Genomic DNA, 20527 nt, shown 5'->3' with positions numbered 1-20527 from the left:
ACACGCGAAACCACGGCGCCAGGGCCGTGGCTGGCGGGCCTTAGCGGCTGGCGCGCGCCTTCATCGGCAGCAGGCCTTCGCGCTGCAGCTTCTTGCGGGCCAGCTTGCGGGCGCGGCGGACGGCTTCAGCCTTTTCGCGGGCGCGCTTCTCGGAGGGCTTCTCGTAATGGTCGCGAAGCTTCATCTCGCGGAAAACGCCTTCCCGCTGCAGCTTCTTCTTCAGGGCCCGGAGGGCCTGGTCGACGTTGTTGTCACGGACAAGTACCTGCACGCGAAATCGTCCCAAGGTTTGAATTGAAAAAAGGCCACCGTTCGGAGCGAACGATATATGGCTCCGTTAGGCTTGCGGTACCAGATAACCGCCATCGTGTCCATAGAGCATGATGCGTTTGCGCGTTTCTGGAGCCGCTTGCGGGCAACGGCTGAATCAGCGTCTCACGCCGCTGCCGGCCGACACGAAATCGCCGCGGCGCCTGTTTATGGCCGGAGCGACCTGGCGGGAAGAGGAGCCGGCCGTGACGCAGCGCAGCGAGAAACAGAAAATGCTGGCCGGCGACCCCTACGACCCGGGCGATGCGGAATTGCAGGCCGAGGCTGGGGCGACATTCGCCTGGCTGGCGCGCTACAACGCCGCCCTGGCGGCGTCGCCGGAGGCGCGCCGGGCCCTGCTGGCCGAGCGGCTGGGCGGCGTGGGAGCCGGGGCCGTGGTGCGGCCGCCATTTCACTGCGACTATGGCTTCAATATCACGCTGGCCGACGGCGTTTTCCTGAACTTCAACTGTGTCATTCTGGACGTGTGCTCCGTGGCGATCGGCGCGCGCACGCAGATCGGCCCCATGGTGCAGATCTATGCGGCGGATCATCCGCGCGACGCGGCGAGCCGGGCCAGGGGAATCGAATTCGGCCGGCCGGTGCGCATTGGCGCCGATGTCTGGATCGGTGGCGGGGCGATCATCACCCCCGGCGTCACTGTTGGCGACGGGGCCATCATCGGCGCGGGCGCGGTGGTGACGCGCGACGTGGCCGCCGGCGTCACGGTGGTCGGCAATCCGGCGCGACCTGTCAGGCTGCCGGAGTGACCTATTCCGGCAGGATCCGGGTGACGTGGCCCATCTTGCGGCCCGGGCGGGCTTCAGCCTTGCCATAGAGGTGGAGGCTGGCGCCTGGCTCGGCCAGGATTGCCCGCCAGGCGTCGATATCGTCGCCGATCAGATTGGTCATGGTCGCCCGGCCCAGCCGCGAGGTGTCGCCCAGCGGCCAGCCACAGACGGCGCGGACATGCTGCTGGAACTGGGAGGTGCGGGCGCCTTCGATGGTCCAGTGGCCGGAATTGTGCACCCGCGGCGCGGTCTCGTTGACCAGCAGCGTCTCGCCATCGGCCAGCACGAACATTTCGACGGTCAGCACGCCGACATATTCCAGCGCGTCGGCGATGGCGCGCGCGGCGGCGACGGCCTTCTGCCGCAACGGTCCTGGAACCGCGGCGGGGACGGTGGTGACGTCGAGGATATGGTGACGGTGAACGTTCTCGCAGACGTCGAAGGCGGCGAATTCGCCTGTGGCGCTGCGGGCCGAGATCACGGAAATCTCGCGATCGAACGGCACGAAGCCCTCGAGAATCGCCGGCGCCTGGCCGATGGCGGCGAAAGCGGCGGCGGCGCTGTCGCCGTCGTTGATACGGACCTGGCCCTTGCCGTCATAACCGAAGCGGCGGGTTTTCAGGATCGCCGGCCGGCCCAGTTTTTCCAGCGCGGCCTCAAGGTCGGCGACGCCATCGACGCGGGCGAACGGCGCCACGCCGACGCCAAGGCTGGCGACGAAGGTTTTTTCCGCCAGCCGGTCCTGCGAGGTTTCCAGCGCTTTCAGGCCGGGAGCCAGGGGCTTGCGCGCCATCAGGAAGGCGACGGTCGCGGCCGGGATGTTCTCGAATTCATAGGTGATGACATCAACGCGGGCGCAGAAATCCGCGAGCGCCGCCTCGTCGTCCCAGGCGGCCTGGATGTGGCTGGCGGCGACCTCGAAGGCCGGACTGCCGGCGTCCGGGCAATAAACGCATGCCTTCAGACCGTAGCCGGCGGCGGCGATGGCCATCATCCGGCCGAGCTGGCCGCCGCCAAGAATGCCAATGGTTGCGCCTGGTTGCAGCATCACGTTTCAGGTCTCTCCGGTGCGCGCCGTCGCGCACGGCCGCTGTCAGGGGGCGGGTGTCAGTCGTCCGTGGGGAATTGCGCGACGCTGGCGGTCTGGCTGGCGCGCCACGCGTCCAGGCGGTCGGCGAGGGCGGCGTCATTCAGGGCGAGCACGGCGGCGGCGAGCAATGCGGCGTTGATGGCGCCGGCCTTGCCGATGGCCAGGGCGCCGACCGGCACGCCGCCCGGCATTTGCACGATGGAGAGCAGGCTGTCCTGGCCGGAGAGGGTCTTTGATTCGACTGGCACGCCGAACACGGGCAGGGGCGTCAGCGCGGCCGTCATGCCAGGCAGGTGGGCGGCGCCGCCAGCGCCGGCGATGATGACCCTGAAGCCGGCGTCGCGGGCGCCGCGGGCGAAGTCATAAAGACGCTCCGGGGTGCGGTGGGCCGAAACGATGCGGCTTTCATGGTCGACGCCCAGCGCCGCCAGCGTTTCCGAGGCGTGTCGCATGGTCGCCCAGTCGGACTGGCTGCCCATGATGATGGCGACGGGAACCGTCGCGTCAGCGCCCTTTTTCGGGGACCTGTCGCCCGTGCTTCTGGCCATTAAAATCTCTCACGCAGAAAAAGGGCTGTTATCGGGAGGCAGGGCGGCGCGCAAGTCTTTTCAGGCGAACGGTCTTGCGGCGGGGGCGAACCGTCAGGCGATGATGTCGGGGGTGAGTTCATCCTGCAGACGCCGGATGCGGTCCTTCAGCAGGAGTTTGCGCTTTTTCAGCCGTTGCAGCTGCAGCAGGTCGACGCTGCCGGCTTCGCTCAGGGCGACGATGGCCGCGTCGAGGTCGCGGTGCTCCTGGCGCAGGCGCGCCAGCTCGGCGCCGAGCCGGTCAGCGAGGTCCTCCGTGGCGGCGTTCGCGGCCCGGCCGGCAAGGGCGAGCGCCGCGGGTTCGGAGCCTGGCTCGTTGGACTCGATCATCATGCATCCAGATCGTTACTGCGGGCATTGGTGACGGAGCTGGCGGGCAAGCTGCAGGCAAGCGCCAGCTTGGGGCGAGGCAGGTTTCATGCTGTCGCGCCGGGCAGATTTTCCATCCCGGATTATGCGGTCCAGCGTCCTGGAGAGCAAGATGTCACAATCTCGTGATGCGCCGCGTCGCCGGTTTGGGCGCGCCTGTCGCGATCCGCAAACGGGCCGGGCGCGAACCGGGGGAAACGCCACGAAACTGTCCCGCGTCGCAATGCGCTCAGGGATGGAGCCCGCAGATCGATGTATCCAGTCGCCCGAACGGGGGGCCTTCCAATGGCCATCTTCAGCATGTCACACTTCCGTCGTCCGCAACGACGAAAGGATACGCCATGAGCGTGCAGTCCCATCTGTCCGAACTGGAAAAGCGTCATCGCGCTGTCGAACGGGAACTGGAAGTCGCACGGAGGCAACCTGCGACGCCTGATGTCGCCCTCAGCGAGCTCAAGCGGAAAAAGCTGCAACTGAAGGACGAGATCACGCGCTTGCGCCAGCAGGTGGATGCTCCGCTTGCGGCGTCCTCCCTGCACTAGCAGGCCCGCCGCGCTGTCGCGGCCGGTTCGCAAATGGGCCAGACATATGGGCCGACAGGAACGCCGCGCAAGCATCGCGTCGGGTTTTGGTGATCTTTCAAGTCTGGGGTTCGGCGGACAGCGCCGCGCCCTTTTTTATTGCCCGGTTGGCGCGAAGCAGGTTCTCGCGCCCAGGCTGCGCAGGGACGTGGCCGCGCAGCGCATGCGGTGTGATGCGGCGGCCGGGGGCTGGCCATTGGCCGGCGCCTCGACGACCTTGGGGCCTGACTATCTGGCGACCGGTGGCCGCGCCTGGTCCGGCCGCTTGCCGTGAGGCTCCCGCCGGGTTTCGCTGTTACGGCAGGTTGCGGGCTTTCTCGCGCAGCTGGAATTTTTGCAGCTTGCCGGTTGAGGTCTTCGGGATCTCGGCGAAGACAATGGTCCGGGGAACCTTGTAGCGGGCCAGGTTCTGGCGGCACCAGTCCAGCAGTTCCTCCACCGTCGCCGTCTTGCCCGGCTTCAGCTCGACGAAGGCGCAGGGGGTCTCGCCCCATTTGTCGTCAGGCTTCGCCACCACGGCGACGCTGGCGACGGCCGGGTGCTTGTAGAGCGCGTCCTCCACCTCGATCGACGAAATGTTCTCGCCGCCGGAGATGATGATGTCCTTGGAGCGATCCTTGAGCTGGATGTATCCGTCGGCATGCATGACGCCGAGATCGCCCGTGTGGAACCAGCCGCCGGCGAAGGCCTTCTGCGTGGCCGCCGGGTTCTTCAGATAACCCTTCATGATGACGTTGCCGCGCATCATCACCTCGCCGAGGCTTTCGCCATCGGCGGGCATGGGCTCCATGGTGTCGGGATGCAGCACCGCGAGGCCGTCCAGCACCGGATAGGGCACGCCCTGGCGGGATTTCTTCGCCGCCTGCTCCGCCGCCGGCAGGGCGTTCCATTCTTCATGCCATTCATTGACGACGGCGGGGCCGTAGCTCTCGGTGAGGCCATAGACGTGGGTGACCTCGAAGCCGGCGGCGGCCATGCCGGCCAGCACCGCCTCGGGCGGCGGCGCGGCGGCGGTGGTGAAGGACACCTTGTGGCTGAAGGCGCGCTTCTCATCGTCGGGCGCATTCAGCAGGGTGGCCATGACGATCGGCGCGCCGCACAGATGGGTGACGCCGTGATCGGCGATGGCGGCGTAAATGGCGCCGGCGCGCACCTGACGCAGGCAGACATGGGTTCCGGCCACGACCGACACCGTCCACGGGAAGCACCAGCCGTTGCAATGGAACATCGGCAGCGTCCACAGATACACTGGATGCTTCTGCATGCCGCAGCTGATGACGTTGCCCATGGCCAGCAGCGCCGCGCCACGGTGGTGATAGACGACGCCCTTGGGATCGCCAGTGGTGCCGGAGGTGTAGTTGAGCGAGATGGCGTCCCATTCGTCATCCGGGTGGGCCCAGGAGAAATCCGCGTCGCCAGCGCCGATGAACGCCTCATAGTCCTGCGGCCCAAGACGGTCGCCGCGTCCGTCGAACTCCGGGTCATCGACGTCGATGACCAGCGGCGAAACCTTCGCCAGTTGCAGCGCCTCCTTCACCACCGCGGAAAATTCGCGGTCGGTGATCAGCACCTTCGTTTCCGCGTGGTCCAGCGTGAAGGCGAGGATGGCGGCGTCGAGGCGCGTGTTGAGGGTGTTGAGCACCGCGCCGCACATGGGGACGCCGTAGTGGCACTCCACCATTTCGGGCGTGTTGGTCAGCATCACCGAGACGGTGTCGAGGCGGCCGACGCCGGCCTGGCGCAGGGCCGAGGCGAGGCGGCGGCTGCGGGCGTAAAGCTCGCGGTAACTGCGGCGCAGGCCGCCATGGATGACGGCGGTGTGATCCGGGAATGTCGCCGCGGCCCGCGCCAGATAGGTCAGCGGCGTCAGCGGCTGGAAATTCGCCGGAACGCGGTCGAGATCGCGAGCGTACATCGACGTCATGGCAGCAGGTCTCCGGAAGGCAGCGTTTTCTGGCGGAATGGACACCTTTCGGCGCGCGCTGGCAATCCGGCGAAGGTCGAAACGGAAAAATGTTTTCCGGTGCAAGGCGCGGATCATCGCCGCCAGGCGTCTCGCCCTGATCCTGGGGGGCGTCATGCACAGGTTGAGGGTGCGCTGGCGCACGGCTGGCGATATGATCGGGGTGGTTCGCGCCAGCGGCGACGCCGGTCACGCCCGGTACAGACGGGCTCCGGGAGGTCGGAAACACGCTGCGGGCGCGGGCGACCGTGCGGCTGACGCCGGCTGGCCATGGGCTTCATGTCCTGCCTTCCGGCGCCGCCGCATCGTTACCCAGGGCGCGTTGCGTTGGCGCGCGCTCCAACCCTGAGGAACAACGTGATCCAGAAGTCGGGGGCCGCGGGCGCGCCAGCAGCGAACGCCAGCAGCTATTTCAGCATCCGGGAACGCGCCATGCGCAACCCGGAGGAATTCTGGAAGGAAGCGGCGCAGGGCATCGACTGGATGCGGCGGCCGGCCAAGATTTTTGATGCATCCGCCGGCGTCTATGGCCGCTGGTTCGAGGGCGGGCGCCTGAACGCCTGCTATAATGCGGTGGACCGCCACGTGGAGCGCGGTCGCGGCTCCCAGCCGGCGATCATCTATGACAGCCCGGTCACCGGCGCGAAACGGGTGATTTCCTACAATGGCCTGCTGGCGGAAGTCACGCTGCTCGCCGCCGTGCTGCACGATCTGGGCGTCGGCAAGGGCGACCGGGTGGTCATTTACATGCCGATGGTTCCCGAGGCGGCGTTCGCGATGCTGGCCTGCGCCCGGCTTGGGGCCATCCATTCGGTGGTGTTCGGCGGCTTTTCCGCCCGCGAGCTGGCGACGCGCATCGCCGACGTCAAGCCCAAGGTGGTTCTCGCCGCATCGTGCGGGATCGAAGGGGCGCGCATCGTGCCCTACAAGCCGCTGCTGGACGACGCGCTGGAGATGTCGGAGGCGAAACCTGGCGCCTGCGTGATCCTGCAACGTCCGCAAGCCGAAGCGAAACTGTGCAAGGGCCGCGACCACGACTGGGCGACGCTGGTGGACAGGGCCCGCGCCGCCGGAAAGTCCGTCGACTGCGTGGCGGTGGACGCCACAGCGCCGCTCTACGTGCTCTATACCTCCGGCACGACTGGCAAGCCCAAGGGCGTGGTGCGCGACACCGGCGGCTATCTGGTCGCCCTCAACTGGTCGATGAAGGGGCTTTACGGCATCCGGCCGGGCGAGGTGTTCTGGACCGCTTCGGACGTGGGCTGGGTCGTCGGGCACAGCTATATCGTCTATGCGCCGCTCGTCTATGGCGCGACCAGCGTGCTGTATGAGGGCAAGCCGGTGAGCACGCCCGACGCCGGGGCGTTCTGGCGGGTAATCTCCGAGCACGGGGTGAAGGCGCTGTTCACCGCGCCGACGGCGTTGCGCGCCATCCGCAAGGAGGACCCCGAGGGCAAGCTGATCGCCAAATACGATCTGAAGGACTTCCGCACCCTGTTTCTCGCCGGCGAGCGCGCTGACCCGGAAACCATCCAGTGGGCCGAGAAGGTTCTGAAGGTTCCGGTGATCGACCACTGGTGGCAGACGGAAACCGGCTGGGCCATCGCCGGCAATCCGGTGGGGCTTGGCCAGCTGCCGGTCAAGTATGGCTCAACCGGCGTGCCGATGCCGGGCTACGACGTGCAGATCCTGGACGAGGCCGGCAAGCAGGTTCCGGCGGGGACCATGGGCTCAGTGGCGATCAAATTGCCGCTGGCGCCGGGCTGCCTGCCGGACCTGTGGCGTGACGAGGCGCGGTTCCGCTCCAGCTATCTGGAGGATTTCCCTGGCTACTACCGCACGGGCGACGCCGGGTTCATCGATGCGGATGGCTATATCTTTGTCATGGGCCGCACCGACGACATCATCAATGTCGCTGGCCACCGGCTGTCCACCGGCGGCATGGAAGAGGTGATCGCCATGCATCCGGCGGTGGCCGAGTGCGCGGTGATTGGCGTGAAGGACGCCATCAAGGGCGAGATTCCCTGTGGCTTCATCGTGCTGAAAAGCGGCGTCAGCCAGAGCCCGATCGATATCGAGAAGGAAGTGGTGGCGCTGGTGCGCGAGAAGATCGGCCCGGTCGCGGCGTTCAAGACCGTGGTCACGGTCGGGCGGCTGCCAAAGACGCGCTCCGGCAAGATCCTGCGCGGCACGATGAAAAAGATCGCCGACGACGAGGCGTGGACCATGCCGGCGACCATCGAGGACGCGACGGTGCTGGATGAAGTGGCCGACGCCCTCGGCAAAACGCGCGGCTGAGGCGCGAGAAACTGGGGCGCCGAGACAGGGGCGCGAAACTGGGGCGCGAAACTGGGGCAGGCTCCGGGGCGAGGTCGCGGTTGTTTTGCCTTGCCGCTGTCGCCGGGCCTCTGCTGGGGAGGCGCCAAGAAGCGGGGGTTGCTTGAATGGCCGGACCTGTTCCGGCCATTTCGCGTCTGCAAGCCGTGAAAACCCGACACGCCCCCGGGCGTCGCCTGTCAGACAGGGGGCGGGGGGCTGCGCCGGATCACGGCCGGGGCATGGCCGGATCACCGCCCCATGGGGCCCTTGGACCTCTTGGACCTCTTGGACCCCCTGGCCCCCTGGCAACCTCAGGCGGCGCTGGCGGCGTCGAGGTCGCGCAGGTCGGGGGCGGTGAGCCGCAATTGCGACGCGGCGACCAGTTCCTGCAACTGGCTCAGGCTGGTGGCGCTGGCGATGGGCGCGGTGATGGTTGGTCGCGCCATCAGCCAGGCCAGGGCGATGCGGGCGGGGGTGGCGTCATGGCGGGCGGCGACGGCGTCGAGCGCATCGAGGATGCGCAGGCCGCGCGGGTTGAGATATTTCTGGATTGACCGGGCGCCCCGGGCGCTTTTGCCAAAATCCGCCTCCGAGCGATATTTGCCGGTGAGAAAGCCGGCGGCGAGGGCGAAATACGGAATGACGCCGAGCCCCTGGGCGGCGCACAGCTCCTGCAACGGGCCCTCATAGCTGTCGCGCGCATAGAGATTGTATTCCGGCTGAAACGTCTCGTAGCGGGGCAGGCCCCGGCCGCTGGCGGCCAGCGCCGCAGCCAGGCGCTCCGCCGAAAAATTGGAGGCGCCGATGGCCCGCACCTTGCCGGCCTGGATCAACGCGGCGTAGGCCTCCAGCGGCTCTTCCACCGGCGTGTCCGGATCGTCGAAATGCGACTGGTAGAGGTCGATGTAATCGGTGCGCAGGCGGCGCAGGGAATCCTCGACGGCCTTTTCGATCCACGCCCGCTTCAGGCCCTTTTTGTCCGGCGCCAGCTCGGCCCCGACCTTGGTGGCGATGATCATTTTGTCGCGACCGCCGCGCGCCGCCAGCCAGTCGCCGATCACCGTCTCCGATTCCCCGCCCACATGACCAGGCGCCCAGACCGAATAGACGTCCGCCGTGTCGATGAAATTGAGGCCCGCTTCACGCAGCCCGTCGAGCAGGGCGAAAGAGGTGGTGGCGTCCGCGGTCCAGCCAAAGACATTGCCGCCGAAGCACAGCGGCGGAACGTGAATGCCCGAACGACCCAGTTCCCGCTTTTCCATGAAACGTCTCCCTGCCGGTTGGCTGCGCCGCGTGGCCGCGCAAGTCATGGCGGGCAGGGTGGACAACGCCGGCGCGCGGCGCAACCGGGAACAGCCGTTTCTCCGCAAGTTGAAAGGCGCCGGGTCTTTGAAATGAAAAATGGCCGGGCAAGTCGCCCGGCCATTTTGCCGTTATCCCTGCAGCCCTGAACCGGGCCTCAGAGGTCGTCGTCGTCCTCGTCATGGCCGCGCTTCGAGGCGCCGCCCAGCTTCGAGAACACCGAGCCGACGTCGATTTTCTCTTCCTCGCGGCGCGGCGGCTTGATCTCGCCGAACGGATTGCCGCCAAACGGGCTTTCCGGCGCGGCGGTGGTGACTTCCGCCGGCAGCAGGGTCTGGCCGCCTTCGTCCATGGATGGCGGCCGGTCCTTGGCCGCCTTGCTCACTTCCAGGTCCAGGTCGATCTGCGAAGCGAGGCCCAGGGTCACCGGGTCCATCGGGCTGAGCGAGGCCATGTTCCAGTGGGTCCGCTCGCGGATCTGCTGGATGGTGTTCTTGGTGGTGCCGACCAGGCGCATGATCTGCGCGTCCTTCAGCTCCGGGTGGTTGCGCAGCAGCCACAGGATGGCGTTGGGGCGGTCGTGGCGACGCGACACCGGCGTGTAGCGCGGACCACGCGACCGCTTCACCTCCGGCAGACGCACGCGCGATTCCTGCAGCTTGAGGCGGTAGTCAGGGTTCTTCTGGCCCTTCTCGATTTCCTCGCGGGCGAGCTGGCCGCCCGTCACCGGATCGAGGCCCTTGATGCCGGCGGCGACTTCGCCGTCGGCGATGCCCTTCACCTCAAGCGGGTGCAGCTTGCAGAAGTCGCCGATCTGCTCAAAGGTCAGGGAGGTGTTGTCCACCAGCCAGATGGCGGTGGCTTTCGGCATCAGCGGTCCGGCGGACATGAATCAATTCCTCCGATGGGTTCTCGACGCGCCGCGCGCGGAGAACGGAAAAAAGCAAACTCCTCCTGTGCTCCGACCCGGCTTTCGGCCGGAGCGCGTATCGCGTGGATACGAAAATCAGAACGGGAGGGGAACGTGACAGATATAAACCCCGGCGGGCCGGAGCGCAATGATGTCCGCGCCCCGTTCCCGGGTTTCCTGCCGGCGCCCGGCGTAAAAGTGAAGCCGGATCAGGGAACCAGCACGATCTTGCCCACATGGGCGCTGGATTCCATCAGGGCGTGCGCCGCGGCCGCCTCCGCCAGCGGAAACCGGGCGTGGATCACCGGGCGGATGGTTTTGGCCGCCAGCAGCGGCCACACCTTTTCCTCCAGCGCCCGGGCGATCGACGCCTTGGCCGCCACCGGGCGGGCGCGCAGGGTGGAGCCGGTGTGGGTTAGCCGCTTCATCATCAGCCGCGTGAAGTCCACCGTGGCCTTCGGGCCGTTGAGGAAGGCGATCTGGACGATGCGCCCGTCCATGGCGGCGGCCTCGTAGTTCTTCTGGATGTAGTCGCCGCCGACCATGTCGAGAATGACCTCGACGCCGCCGCCGCCGGTGGCCGACTTCACCTCCTTCGCGAAATCCTGGGTGCGATAGTTGATGGCGAGATCAGCGCCGAGGCGCAGGCACTCCGCGCATTTCTCATCGGTTCCGGCGGTGGCGAACACCTTCGCCCCGAAGGCTTTCGCCAGCATGATGGCCGTGGTGCCGATGCCGGATGTTCCGCCATGCACCAGCAGGGTTTCGCCGGCGACAAGGCCGCCGCGCTCGAACACATTGGTCCAGACCGTGAAGAAGGTTTCCGGCAGCGCCGCCGCCTCAATGTCGCTGAAGCCAGCGGGGACGGGCAGGGCGTTGCTCTCGTGCACGACGGCGTATTCCGCGTAGCCGCCGCCGGCGACGAGCGCGCAAACCCGGGCGCCGACAGGAAAACGGCTGGCGCCGTCGCCGGCCGCCACGACCTCGCCGGCGATCTCCAGGCCCGGCAGGTCGGAGGCGCCGGGCGGCGGCGGATAGCCGCCGGCGCGCTGGAGCACATCCGGCCGGTTGACGCCCGCGGCCGTCACCCGCACCAGGATTTCGCCGGCGCCCGGCGTCGGGACCGGGCGCTGCGTCAGCTTCAGGACGTCCGGGCCGCCCGGCGTGGTGATTTCGACGGCGTTCATGGTTTTCGGCGGGACATCGGGCGTTGACATGCGGAAGGCTCCGTAAAGCTGCGGCGGGCAAGGCCGTATGGGCGACAGGGGAATCAACCATCGACCCGGCCTGTGGCTGGGGCTACCTTGTTGCAAACGCCGCCGCCGGACAATGGCGGCTTCCGGAGCGTGTGAGGAGGGCGAGATGAGCGATCCGTTCGGGGATGAGCCCCGCAGCCGGCCCGGCCAGCAGCTGGAGCACCAGATCGGACAGGACCTGTCGACGTTGTCACTGCATGAGCTGGACGAGCGCATCGCCCTGCTCCACGCCGAGATCGCCCGGCTGGAGCAGACGCGGGCCGGCAAGACGGCCTCGCGTGAGGCCGCCGCTTCCGTTTTCAAGCTCTGAGGGCGGAGATGAGCCAGTCGCCCGACGCAAAATCGCCGCGCCCTGAAGCGCGGAGCGGCCATCAGCCCCGCCTGCAATTCTGGTATGATTTCGCCAGCAATTATTCGTGGATCGCCGCCCGGCGCATCCAGGCGGCGGCGCGGGACGCCGGGGTGGCGCTGCAATGGAAGCCGTTCCTGCTGGGGCCGATCTTCGCCGCCAGCGGCTGGAACGACTCGCCCTTCAACGTCTATCCGGCCAAGGGGGCCTACGCCTGGCGCGACGTGGCCCGGCTGGCCGATGGGCTCGGCCTCGCCCTGACGCGGCCGCAGCCCTTTCCACAAAACTCGTTGCAGGCGGCGCGCCTCGCCCTCGCCCTGCCGGAAGCGGCGCTGCCGGCGTTCACCGTGGCGCTGTTCGCCGCGGAGTTCGAGCAGGGGCTTGGCCTGTCGGAGGCGGCGTTGCGCCAGGCGCTGGCGGCAGCCAGCGCAAACATGGAATCTCCGCTGGCGGCAGCCAGCGCAAACCTGGGCCTTCCGCTGGCGGCGGCCAGCGCAAGCCTGGAGCCCTCGTTGGCGGCAGCCAGCGCAAGCCTGGAGCCCCCGCTGGCGGCAGCCAGCGCGGGGACGGCGGGCGCGCCTGCGGCTGGCCTGGATTTGGCGGCGGCGCTGGCGGCGGCGGGCTCCGACGCCGTGAAGCGGGCCTTGCGGGCGCAGACGGAGGCGGCCGTGGCCGCCGGCATTTTCGGCGCGCCGGCGTTCATCGCCAGCGATGGCGAGCTGTTCTGGGGCAATGACCGGCTGGAGCAGGCGCTGGCCTGGGAGCTTGGCCTCGCCGACCGCTGAGGCCGGCCCGACGTCAGGAGCGCGACCCGAATCACAAAAAGCCGCGCAGCGTCGGTGGGTCGGCGGGTGGGTGTCGGCGGCGATGCTTGTGGATGGGCGCGTTTTACCGTATATCAGCGCCCATCTGGCATGATGGCGGCAAGGTATGGGCGCATTCCCGGGAATGCGCCGCTTTCGCCATTCGCCAGTGCGTTTCCGCCGGCGGTTCAATTGATTGCGTCGGCCTGCCGCAAGGCAGAAGATCCGGCCCTCCAGGCCGCATCGCCGCAGGTGGAACGGAACCCAACGCCAGCCGTCGACGCATGGGCCCCAAGGGGCTCCAGGAGCATGCATGTCTTCAGTTTCCTCCGCCTACCAGCCGTCGCATGAAGATTTCGCGGCGCTGCTCGAAGAATCCTTCGGCCGGTCCGAAGCCCAGGAAGGCTCGGTCATCAAGGGCACGGTCGTTGCGATCGAGAAGGACGTCGCCGTCATCGACATCGGTCTGAAGACCGAAGGCCGTGTGGCGCTCAAGGAATTCAACGGTCCTGGCCGCGACCAGCCGCTCGCCGTCGGCGACGAGGTCGAGGTCTACCTGGAGCGCATCGAGAATGCGCTCGGCGAGGCCGTCATCAGCCGCGACAAGGCGCGCCGCGAAGAGAGCTGGATCAAGCTCGAGCGCGCGTTCGAGAACAACGAGAAGGTGCAGGGCGTCATCTTCAACCAGGTCAAGGGCGGTTACACCGTTGATCTGGACGGCGCCGTCGCCTTCCTGCCGCGTTCGCAGGTTGACATCCGTCCGGTTCGCGACGTCACCCCGCTGATGGGCGTGCCGCAGCCGTTCCAGATCCTCAAGATGGACCGCCGTCGCGGCAACATCGTCGTTTCCCGCCGCACCGTGCTGGAAGAGACGCGCGCCGAGGCCCGTTCCGAGCTGGTGGCCAACCTTGAAGAAGGTCAGGTCATCGAGGGCGTCGTCAAGAACATCACCGAGTACGGCGCGTTCGTCGACCTCGGCGGCATCGACGGCCTGCTGCACGTCACCGACATGGCGTGGCGCCGCGTCAACCATCCGTCCGAGGTGGTGACCATCGGCCAGAACGTCCAGGTCAAGATCATCAAGATCAACCACGAGACGCACCGCATCTCGCTTGGCATCAAGCAGCTGCTGGCCGATCCGTGGGAGGGCATCGCCCAGCGTTATCCGGTTGAGTCGCGCCTCACCGGCCGCGTGACCAACATCACCGACTACGGCGCGTTCGTTGAACTGGAGCCGGGCATCGAAGGCCTGATCCACGTCTCCGAAATGTCGTGGACCAAGAAGAACGTCCACCCCGGCAAGATCGTTTCGACCAGCCAGGAAGTCGACGTCCAGATCCTCGAGGTCGATCCGGTCAAGCGCCGCATCTCGCTGGGCCTCAAGCAGACCCTGCAGAACCCGTGGGAAGCTTTCGCCGAAGCGCACCCGGTTGGCTCCGAGGTCGAGGGCGAGGTCAAGAACAAGACCGAATTCGGTCTGTTCATCGGTCTCGACGGCGAAGTCGACGGCATGGTTCACCTGTCGGATCTCGACTGGAACCGCCCTGGCGAGCAGGTCATCGAAGAGTTCAAGAAGGGCGACGTCGTGCGCGCCCAGGTTCTTGACGTCGACGTTGACAAGGAGCGCATCTCGCTCGGCATCAAGCAGCTTGCCGGCGACCCCTTCGTTGACGCTGGCGAACTGCGTCGCGGCCAGGTGGTCACCTGTGAGGTGCTCGAGGTCAAGGACGGCGGTCTGGAAGTGAAGATCGCCGACAGCGACCTGACCTCCTTCATCAAGCGCGCCGAACTGGCCCGCGATCGCGCCGACCAGCGCCCCGAGCGCTTCGCCGCCGGCGAGAAGGTCGACGCCCGCGTCGTGCAGTTCGACCGCAAGGCCCGCCGCATCCAGCTGTCGATCAAGGCGCTGGAAGTGGCCGAGGAGAAGGAAGCGATCGCCAACTACGGTTCGTCCGACTCGGGCGCGTCGCTTGGCGACATTCTCGGCGCCGCGCTACGTCGCGCCAACGAGAAGAAGTAAGACGAAGAAGCAGGACATCGTCGCGACAGCCTTCGGGACCGTCGCGACATGATCGCGCAGACGGCCAGGCTCCCGCAGCCTGGCCGTTCGCGTTTGGGCGGCGCCGGCCGTTCCCTGGGCTGGCGGTCGCCGCCGTGGCGATCGTGAGCGAGGAAAAACCTCCCCCCGCTGTAATTTCTGCGCTTTTTTGGGTGACAGATCGCGCCGGGACGGGCAAATGAGGCATGCGCTCCGGTTCGCGCGGGAGCGGCAGACCTGTGGAGCCCTGGCAAATGTTGTCGAACGCCGAACTGCTCACCGACCGGCGCGCCCTGCGCCGGCGCCTGACTGGCTGGCGGGCGCTCGCCATTCTGGCCGTCATCGTCGCGGTGGCGGCGGTTGGCCTGGCGGCGGCGCGGGACCGGTTGCCCGGCGGGCGGCATGTGGCGCGGGTCAGCCTCAGCGGCATGATCACCGGCGCGCGCTCCACCCTTGATCTGCTGAAGCAGGTGGGCGAAAGCCACAACGTCCAGGCGGTGGTGATCTCCATCGACAGCCCCGGCGGCACCGTCGCCGGCTCGGAAGATGTCTACAACGCCATCCGCGCCCTGGCGGCGAAGAAGCCGACGGTGGCGGTGATCAACACGCTTGGGGCGTCGGGCGCCTATATCGCCGCCATGGGGGCCGATCGCATCGTGGCCCGGCAGACCTCGCTGGTTGGCTCCATTGGCGTCATCATGCAGTTTCCCAATTTCGCCGGCCTGCTTGACCGCGTTGGCGTGAAGGTGGACGAGATCAAGTCCAGTCCGCTCAAGGCGGCGCCGAATCCGTTCGAGCCGGCGTCGCCCGCCGCGAAGGAGGCGATGGCGGCGGTGGTTGGTGATTCCTACGCCTGGTTCCGGGCCCTGGTGCAGGCGCGTCGCAAGCTGGAGGGACCGGCGCTCGGCGAAGTGGCCGATGGGCGGATTTTCACGGGCCGCCAGGCCCTGCAACTGCGCCTGATCGACCAGACCGGCGATGAAAAGGACGCGGTGCGGTGGATGGAGGCCAACCGGGGTCTGGCGAAGGATCTGCCGGTGCGGGAGTGGCGTCGCCGTCAGAGCATGGGTTTCAGCCTCACCGGCGTCAGCGCCGGGATCGCCCGCGCCGCGGGTTTCGGCAATCTGGCGACCACGCTGGAGCGCGGCCAGCTGGACCGGGCGCAGATGGACGGCCTGCTGGCCTTGTGGACCGGCCCGGCCGGTCAATGACAGTTTTCCGGGATGCGGGGGGCCGCCGGCAGGGCGGCCCGCGCGTCTGATGATGCAAACAGCCCGGGCGCAGGTCGGGACGGCGCGCCGTCTCCCTGACGCCGGCGCGATACAAGGGGTGTGTCCATGATCAAGTCAGAACTCGTGCAGCGCATCGCGGAGTACAATCCGCACCTTTACCAGCGCGACGTCGAGAACATCGTGAGCGCCATTCTTGATGAAATCACCCAGGCGCTGTCGCGTGGCGACCGGGTTGAACTGCGCGGTTTCGGCGCTTTCTCGGTCAAGACCCGCGACGCCCGCGTCGGCCGTAACCCGCGTACGGGCGAATCGGTCGAGGTTGAACAGAAGGCGGTGCCGGTGTTCAAGACCGGCAAGGAAATGCGCGTGCGCCTGAACCAGTCGCCGGTCACCGGCAAGGGCAAGGGCAAGGTCAAGGCGGCGGCGCAGGGCTGACCCGCCCGGCCTGACCTGATTATGCGACCGGCGTCTGCTATGGTGGCTTGTGATCTGGAGCGCCTGTTCGGAGGGAAGCTTGGCCACTTTCGTGAAATATCTGGTGCTGGCGCCGCTGATCATCGTTCTGGCGCTGATTGCCGTCGCCAACCGGGCGCCGGTGACATTCTCGCTTGATCCCTTCGCCGCCGGCGCGCCCAGCGTCGGTTTTTCGGCCCCGCTTTATGTGATTGTGCTCGGCGCCGTCGCCGTCGGGGTCGCGCTTGGCGGTTTCGCTTCCTGGCTGGTTCAGGGGCGCCATCGCCGCGCCGCCCGCGCCAACCGCAAGCAGGTGGAGCGGCTGGAAGCGGAGGCGGTTCGCCTGCGCGCGCAGGCCGGCGTCCCGGCGGCGCAGCAGCTCGTCCGCTGAGGCGTCGCGCGGCCGGGCGGTCGCAGGTTGCGCCAGATGTTCGTTGGGGTTGCCGGCGCCGCCGGCTACCGTCGCCATGCCCGCGCGCCGCGGGCACTTTTTTGCGTATCAGGGCGCTGGTCGTTGGCTGGTTAGCGCCTGCAAGCGCTTTGCATCGTCATCCAGAGAAAGCGCCTGTTAAACTTAACGGACGGTAAAGCTGGCCCGGTGGTCTTGCCTGGTTAAAGTCCTGCTAACGGCGTTTCGCAGCGTCCACACGCATGGACGGGCGGAGCGCGGCGGAATTTTCTTGCCGGGGATCTTGCCGGGGATGACGTCAACCATGTCAGCTGTCGCCACGCCTGTGCCGTTCGGCGCGCGTTACGCCACCACGCCGGGGTTTGTGGCCCTGTTCAGCGAAGCCAACAGCCTGGTGGAGCAGACCGCCGCCTATCTCGACGGGGCTGGGCGCCGGGACGCGGCGTCGCTGGAGCCGGAGGCGGCCCACGCCTACGCCCAGGAGGGCATGCGCCTGACGACGCGGCTGATGCGACTGATGAGCTGGCTGATCCTGCGGCGGGCCGTTGCCGACGGCGACATGACGCCGGAGGAGGCCGACGCCGAGCGTCGCAAGAGCATGGGTTTCGTGGAGCCGACCCCGACCCTCGAAACCATCGCCATGCTGCCGGAGATACTCGGCGCGCTGATCGGCGCCGCCGCGCGTCTGGAATTGCGTATCCTGCACATTGACGCCAGCGAGGCGCTCGACGCGCCGCGTCCCTCGCCGGTGCGGCGGGAGCTCAGCCTGCTGCGGGCGGCCTTCAGCGGCCAGCCGCAGACGCCGCGCAAGGCGTCGCGCGGGCTCGTGGCGCCGCCGGCGGTCAACGCCAATGGCGACTATCCCCCGGGGCAGATGATGGGGGCTTGAGGGCCTCCGCCCAGGCTGTTTTGCCAGAGCGCCGGCGTCGTCCGGCGCTTTGCTGTTTCCGGGGCTTCCCCGCTGCAGGCCGGCGTCGGACCGACAATCCGGCCGGGCGGCGCGTTTCGCTTCCTCTTTCTGAGCCGGGGTGCGTCCTGAGGCTCACCTGGCCCGAGGCGGTCACTTGGCCCGAGGCGGTCACCTGGCCCCGACGCCCGCGCCTATAAAAAAACCCCGGCAAAGCCGGGGTTTTTCATGTGATCCGGAACCGGAGCTTACTTCTTGCCGAAGCTCAGGCCGCCGAACTTGTTGGTGAAGCGCGACACGCGGCCGCCACGGTCCATCAGCTGCTGCGAACCGCCGGTCCACGCCGGATGCGAGGACGGATCGATATCGAGGTTGAGCTGGTCGCCTTCCTTGCCCCAGGTGGAGCGGGTGACGAATTCCGTGCCATTGGTCATCACGACCTTGATGGTGTGGTACTGGGGGTGGGTGTCAGGCTTCATAACCACATCCTCGTGCCCCGCCCGACGACGGGGCAGGCGATTACGTATCTGGAAAATATCCGAATTGCCGGCTCCTATAGCCTGGCGAGCGGCTGCTGACAAGGCGTTGACGCCCTTGCTGGCCCACAGAAACGCGGATTTGTCGCCGCGCGCCGGGCGCGGCTGTGTCTACGGGGCCGCCCTGACCCATGCGGCGCGGAGTGGCGCCGGATCGCCGCGTCCAGCCTGCTGGATGGCGGAAAACCAGGCTGCGGGCGGTCCCGCCGTTGGACACGTTGTCGCTGATTGCGCACGCGCCGGGGTTCGGGTGTATACGGGGCCGGTATTTCCGGCGCCGCCGGGTGGGCGCAGGGGCGAAGCGATCGCGCCTGGCGTGGCCCCGGATGGGCGCCTTATCGACGCGCACTGCAGCAAATGGCCGGCTTCCGGCAGGGTGGATCATGAGCAACGACACCGTGGGCGCGACGCCGCAGCGGAAAAGCCGCCGGGTGGACTTCGCGGCCTTGCGCGCCATCTGGCCGTTCGCTGTCGCCTATCGCGGCCGCATGCTGGCGGCGCTGGCGGCGCTGATCGTCGCGGCCGCCGCGACCCTGGCGTTGCCGGTGGCGGTGCGGCGGCTGGTGGATTTCGGCTTCGATCCACGGCAAGGCAATTTCAATTCCTATTTCCTCGGTCTTGGCGGCGTCGCGCTGGTGCTGGCGATTGCCAGCGCCGCCCGTTATTACCTGGTCATGACGCTGGGCGAGCGCATTGTCGCCGACGTGCGGGCGGCGGTGTTCCGCCACCTCACCCGTCTCGACGCGGCGTTCTTCGACAGCGTGAAAAGCGGCGAGGTGGTGTCGCGGCTGACGGCTGACACCACGCAGATCAAGGCGACATTCGGCGCCAGCGCCTCGGTGCTGTTGCGCAATCTGTTCATGTTTTTTGGCGCCGCCGTGATGATGGTGGTGACCAGCCCGCGCCTGTCGCTGCTGGTGCTGGGGGCCATACCGCTGATCGTGCTGCCGCTGATCTTTTCCGGTCGCGGCGTCAGTCGCCGCTCGCGCGCGGCGCAGGACCGGCTGGCTGACGCCTCGGCCTATGCGGTGGAGGCCATCGGCGCGTCGCGGACCATGCAGGCCTTCGGGGCCGAGGGGGCGACGGCGCAGCGTTTTGGCGCAGCTTCGGAATTTGCTTTCGACGCGGCGCGCGACGCCATCGGGGCGCGGGCCCTGCTCACCGGTTTCGCCATTTTCCTGATCAGCGCCAGCGTGGTGGGCGTGCTGTGGTATGGCGCCCATGACGTGCTGACCGGCGGCATGAGCGCCGGCCGGCTGTCGCAGTTCCTGCTGTTCGCCGTGCTGGCGGCCAGTGCGCTTGGCCAGTTGAGCGAGGTGTGGAGCGAGATCGCCCAGGCCGCTGGCGCGGCGGGGCGGCTGGGCGAACTGCTGGCGACGAAGGCGGCGATTACCGCTCCGCCCGCCCCGACGCCGATGCCGGAGCCGGCGCGCGGCGCACTGGTCTTCGACGACGTCTGGTTCTCCTATCCGGGCCGGCCAGACGACCGGGCCCTGCGCGGCGTCAGCTTCACCGCCGCGCCTGGCGAGCGCATCGCCATCGTTGGCCCCTCGGGCGCCGGCAAGACCACCATCATCCAGCTGGCCCTGCGGTTTTATGATCCTGCCAGAGGCGCGGTCCGGGTCGATGGCGTCGACGCCCGCGCCGCCGACCCGGCCGACTGGCGCGCCCGTTTTGCCCTGGTGGCGCAGGATCCGGTGATCTTCGGCGCCAGCGTCGCCGACAACATCCGCTATGGCCGGCCGGACGCCAGCGATGCGGAGGTGCGCGACGCCGCCCGCTTCGCCGCCGCCGATGGCTTCATCTCGGCTCTGCCGGAAGGCTATGAAACCCAGTTGGGCGAGCGCGGCGTCACGCTCTCCGGCGGCCAGCGCCAGCGCATCGCCATCGCCCGCGCCGTGCTGAAGGACGCGCCGGTGCTGCTGCTGGACGAGGCGACCTCCGCCCTCGACGCCGAAAGCGAGCGGCTGGTGCAGGAGGCTTTCGACCGGCTGATGGTCGCCCGCACCACGTTGGTGGTGGCGCACCGGCTGGCGACCGTGCTCTCGGCCGACCGCATTCTCGTCATGGATGGCGGCGTGCTGGCGGAGCAGGGGACGCACGCGGAGCTCACCGCCGCCGGCGGTCTCTACGCCCGGCTGGCGCGGTTGCAGTTCGGCGGTCAGAGCGACGCGGCCTGACGATGGCGTTCCCGGCGGTTATCGCGCACGCCAGATGATCAGGTGATCCGGCGCGCCGGACATGCGCGGTCCCGCGCCGCGCATGGCGCGGGCTGGCGTTAGGCTTTTCCTGGATTTCCCCTGGACTTCTCCTGGACTTCTCC

Annotated in this window: 19 protein-coding genes and 1 pseudogene; 11 read left to right on the top strand and 9 right to left on the bottom strand. The window is 67.9% G+C overall.

Annotated features, from left to right (window positions below):
* Positions 1-52: 52 nt before the first annotated feature.
* Positions 53-271, bottom strand: a pseudogene (gene rpsU / locus EV666_RS11465) (30S ribosomal protein S21); the annotation flags it as partial.
* A 271-nt stretch (positions 272-542) separates the two neighbouring features.
* Here rpsU and EV666_RS11460 point away from each other — a divergent pair.
* Positions 543-1079, top strand: a complete 537-nt coding sequence (locus EV666_RS11460; RefSeq protein WP_207906400.1) for a sugar O-acetyltransferase — start codon at positions 543-545, stop codon at positions 1077-1079.
* A 1-nt stretch (position 1080) separates the two neighbouring features.
* Here the strand turns inward: EV666_RS11460 and EV666_RS11455 are convergent, their stop codons facing one another.
* From EV666_RS11455 to EV666_RS18905, 3 genes are all read right to left on the bottom strand, one after another.
* Entirely contained in the window at positions 1081-2148 is a 1068-nt protein-coding gene (locus tag EV666_RS11455; RefSeq protein ID WP_132007889.1) for a 5-(carboxyamino)imidazole ribonucleotide synthase, read from the bottom strand.
* A 59-nt stretch (positions 2149-2207) separates the two neighbouring features.
* Positions 2208-2738 carry a 5-(carboxyamino)imidazole ribonucleotide mutase gene (purE, locus tag EV666_RS11450; RefSeq protein ID WP_132007769.1) on the bottom strand — a complete coding sequence of 177 codons (531 nt, stop codon included), beginning with the start codon at positions 2736-2738 and terminating at the stop codon, positions 2208-2210.
* Between the two features lie 93 nt (positions 2739-2831).
* A complete protein-coding gene (locus EV666_RS18905; protein WP_132007887.1) occupies positions 2832-3107 on the bottom strand; it encodes a YdcH family protein in 276 nt (91 codons plus the stop codon).
* A 380-nt stretch (positions 3108-3487) separates the two neighbouring features.
* On the opposite strand from EV666_RS18905, the gene EV666_RS11440 reads away from it, so the two are divergent.
* Complete coding sequence (locus EV666_RS11440; RefSeq protein WP_132007766.1) at positions 3488-3688, top strand: YdcH family protein; 201 nt, start codon at positions 3488-3490, stop codon at positions 3686-3688.
* A gap of 334 nt (positions 3689-4022) precedes the next feature.
* Here EV666_RS11440 and EV666_RS11435 read toward each other — a convergent pair whose 3' ends face one another.
* On the bottom strand, positions 4023-5651 hold the full coding sequence (locus tag EV666_RS11435) for an acyl-CoA synthetase (RefSeq protein ID WP_132007763.1): 1629 nt from the start codon (positions 5649-5651) through the stop codon (positions 4023-4025).
* Positions 5652-6107: 456 nt separating this feature from the next.
* Here EV666_RS11435 and EV666_RS11430 point away from each other — a divergent pair, with 456 nt between their 5' ends.
* Positions 6108-7988, top strand: coding sequence for a propionyl-CoA synthetase (locus EV666_RS11430; protein ID WP_280990837.1), 1881 nt, complete (start codon positions 6108-6110; stop codon positions 7986-7988).
* A gap of 332 nt (positions 7989-8320) precedes the next feature.
* On the opposite strand, the gene EV666_RS11425 is transcribed toward EV666_RS11430, so the two are convergent.
* The 3 genes from EV666_RS11425 to EV666_RS11415 form a co-directional block, all read right to left on the bottom strand.
* Positions 8321-9271: an aldo/keto reductase gene (locus EV666_RS11425; protein WP_132007757.1), complete on the bottom strand. Its 951-nt coding sequence runs from the start codon at positions 9269-9271 to the stop codon at positions 8321-8323.
* Positions 9272-9468: 197 nt separating this feature from the next.
* Positions 9469-10200, bottom strand: a complete 732-nt coding sequence (locus tag EV666_RS11420) for a DUF1013 domain-containing protein (RefSeq protein WP_132007754.1) — start codon at positions 10198-10200, stop codon at positions 9469-9471.
* A 230-nt stretch (positions 10201-10430) separates the two neighbouring features.
* Positions 10431-11438 carry an NAD(P)H-quinone oxidoreductase gene (locus tag EV666_RS11415; RefSeq protein WP_245514365.1) on the bottom strand — a complete coding sequence of 336 codons (1008 nt, stop codon included), beginning with the start codon at positions 11436-11438 and terminating at the stop codon, positions 10431-10433.
* A gap of 145 nt (positions 11439-11583) precedes the next feature.
* Between EV666_RS11415 and EV666_RS11410 the strand changes: the two genes are divergently transcribed.
* From EV666_RS11410 to EV666_RS11375, 7 genes are all read left to right on the top strand, one after another.
* Positions 11584-11787: a DUF1192 domain-containing protein gene (locus EV666_RS11410; protein ID WP_132007751.1), complete on the top strand. Its 204-nt coding sequence runs from the start codon at positions 11584-11586 to the stop codon at positions 11785-11787.
* An 8-nt stretch (positions 11788-11795) separates the two neighbouring features.
* Complete coding sequence (locus EV666_RS18665) at positions 11796-12611, top strand: 2-hydroxychromene-2-carboxylate isomerase (protein ID WP_245514364.1); 816 nt, start codon at positions 11796-11798, stop codon at positions 12609-12611.
* A 331-nt stretch (positions 12612-12942) separates the two neighbouring features.
* Positions 12943-14649, top strand: a complete 1707-nt coding sequence (gene rpsA / locus EV666_RS11395) for a 30S ribosomal protein S1 (protein ID WP_132007748.1) — start codon at positions 12943-12945, stop codon at positions 14647-14649.
* Positions 14650-14921: 272 nt separating this feature from the next.
* Positions 14922-15878, top strand: coding sequence for a signal peptide peptidase SppA (gene sppA, locus EV666_RS11390; protein WP_132007745.1), 957 nt, complete (start codon positions 14922-14924; stop codon positions 15876-15878).
* Between the two features lie 126 nt (positions 15879-16004).
* Entirely contained in the window at positions 16005-16334 is a 330-nt protein-coding gene (gene ihfB, locus EV666_RS11385; protein WP_132007742.1) for an integration host factor subunit beta, read from the top strand.
* Between the two features lie 79 nt (positions 16335-16413).
* Positions 16414-16743 carry a LapA family protein gene (locus EV666_RS11380; protein ID WP_165909989.1) on the top strand — a complete coding sequence of 110 codons (330 nt, stop codon included), beginning with the start codon at positions 16414-16416 and terminating at the stop codon, positions 16741-16743.
* A 322-nt stretch (positions 16744-17065) separates the two neighbouring features.
* The gene (locus EV666_RS11375) at positions 17066-17650 is read left to right on the top strand and encodes a DUF1465 family protein (RefSeq protein WP_165909988.1); all 585 of its coding nucleotides are present in this window, start codon (positions 17066-17068) and stop codon (positions 17648-17650) included.
* A gap of 266 nt (positions 17651-17916) precedes the next feature.
* Here EV666_RS11375 and rpmE read toward each other — a convergent pair whose 3' ends face one another.
* Positions 17917-18147, bottom strand: coding sequence for a 50S ribosomal protein L31 (rpmE, locus tag EV666_RS11370; protein WP_132007735.1), 231 nt, complete (start codon positions 18145-18147; stop codon positions 17917-17919).
* Positions 18148-18587: 440 nt separating this feature from the next.
* On the opposite strand from rpmE, the gene EV666_RS11365 reads away from it, so the two are divergent.
* The gene (locus EV666_RS11365; RefSeq protein WP_132007732.1) at positions 18588-20384 is read left to right on the top strand and encodes an ABC transporter transmembrane domain-containing protein; all 1797 of its coding nucleotides are present in this window, start codon (positions 18588-18590) and stop codon (positions 20382-20384) included.
* Positions 20385-20527: the final 143 nt, after the last annotated feature.

Origin of the sequence: Camelimonas lactis (genome assembly GCF_004342915.1) — a bacterium.
GTDB classification, from domain to species: Bacteria; Pseudomonadota; Alphaproteobacteria; order Rhizobiales; family Beijerinckiaceae; genus Camelimonas; species Camelimonas lactis.
The sequence above is the reverse complement of the archived record's forward strand: the minus strand, read 5'-3'. Positions and strand labels throughout refer to the sequence as shown.

What these genes read in the sequence shown, in the direction of transcription:
- EV666_RS11455 (WP_132007889.1), bottom strand. Translation starts at nt 2,148, where the DNA reads ATGCTGCAACCAGGCGCAACCATTGGCATTCTTGGCGGCGGCCAGCTC.
- rpmE (WP_132007735.1), bottom strand. Translation starts at nt 18,147, where the DNA reads ATGAAGCCTGACACCCACCCCCAGTACCACACCATCAAGGTCGTGATG.
- EV666_RS18665 (WP_245514364.1), top strand. Translation starts at nt 11,796, where the DNA reads ATGAGCCAGTCGCCCGACGCAAAATCGCCGCGCCCTGAAGCGCGGAGC.
- EV666_RS11425 (WP_132007757.1), bottom strand. Translation starts at nt 9,271, where the DNA reads ATGGAAAAGCGGGAACTGGGTCGTTCGGGCATTCACGTTCCGCCGCTG.
- EV666_RS11415 (WP_245514365.1), bottom strand. Translation starts at nt 11,438, where the DNA reads ATGTCAACGCCCGATGTCCCGCCGAAAACCATGAACGCCGTCGAAATC.
- EV666_RS11460 (WP_207906400.1), top strand. Translation starts at nt 543, where the DNA reads ATGCTGGCCGGCGACCCCTACGACCCGGGCGATGCGGAATTGCAGGCC.
- EV666_RS11365 (WP_132007732.1), top strand. Translation starts at nt 18,588, where the DNA reads ATGAGCAACGACACCGTGGGCGCGACGCCGCAGCGGAAAAGCCGCCGG.
- EV666_RS11420 (WP_132007754.1), bottom strand. Translation starts at nt 10,200, where the DNA reads ATGTCCGCCGGACCGCTGATGCCGAAAGCCACCGCCATCTGGCTGGTG.
- rpsA (WP_132007748.1), top strand. Translation starts at nt 12,943, where the DNA reads ATGTCTTCAGTTTCCTCCGCCTACCAGCCGTCGCATGAAGATTTCGCG.
- EV666_RS11435 (WP_132007763.1), bottom strand. Translation starts at nt 5,651, where the DNA reads ATGACGTCGATGTACGCTCGCGATCTCGACCGCGTTCCGGCGAATTTC.
- ihfB (WP_132007742.1), top strand. Translation starts at nt 16,005, where the DNA reads ATGATCAAGTCAGAACTCGTGCAGCGCATCGCGGAGTACAATCCGCAC.
- purE (WP_132007769.1), bottom strand. Translation starts at nt 2,738, where the DNA reads ATGGCCAGAAGCACGGGCGACAGGTCCCCGAAAAAGGGCGCTGACGCG.
- EV666_RS11375 (WP_165909988.1), top strand. Translation starts at nt 17,066, where the DNA reads ATGTCAGCTGTCGCCACGCCTGTGCCGTTCGGCGCGCGTTACGCCACC.
- sppA (WP_132007745.1), top strand. Translation starts at nt 14,922, where the DNA reads ATGTTGTCGAACGCCGAACTGCTCACCGACCGGCGCGCCCTGCGCCGG.
- EV666_RS18905 (WP_132007887.1), bottom strand. Translation starts at nt 3,107, where the DNA reads ATGATCGAGTCCAACGAGCCAGGCTCCGAACCCGCGGCGCTCGCCCTT.
- EV666_RS11440 (WP_132007766.1), top strand. Translation starts at nt 3,488, where the DNA reads ATGAGCGTGCAGTCCCATCTGTCCGAACTGGAAAAGCGTCATCGCGCT.
- EV666_RS11410 (WP_132007751.1), top strand. Translation starts at nt 11,584, where the DNA reads ATGAGCGATCCGTTCGGGGATGAGCCCCGCAGCCGGCCCGGCCAGCAG.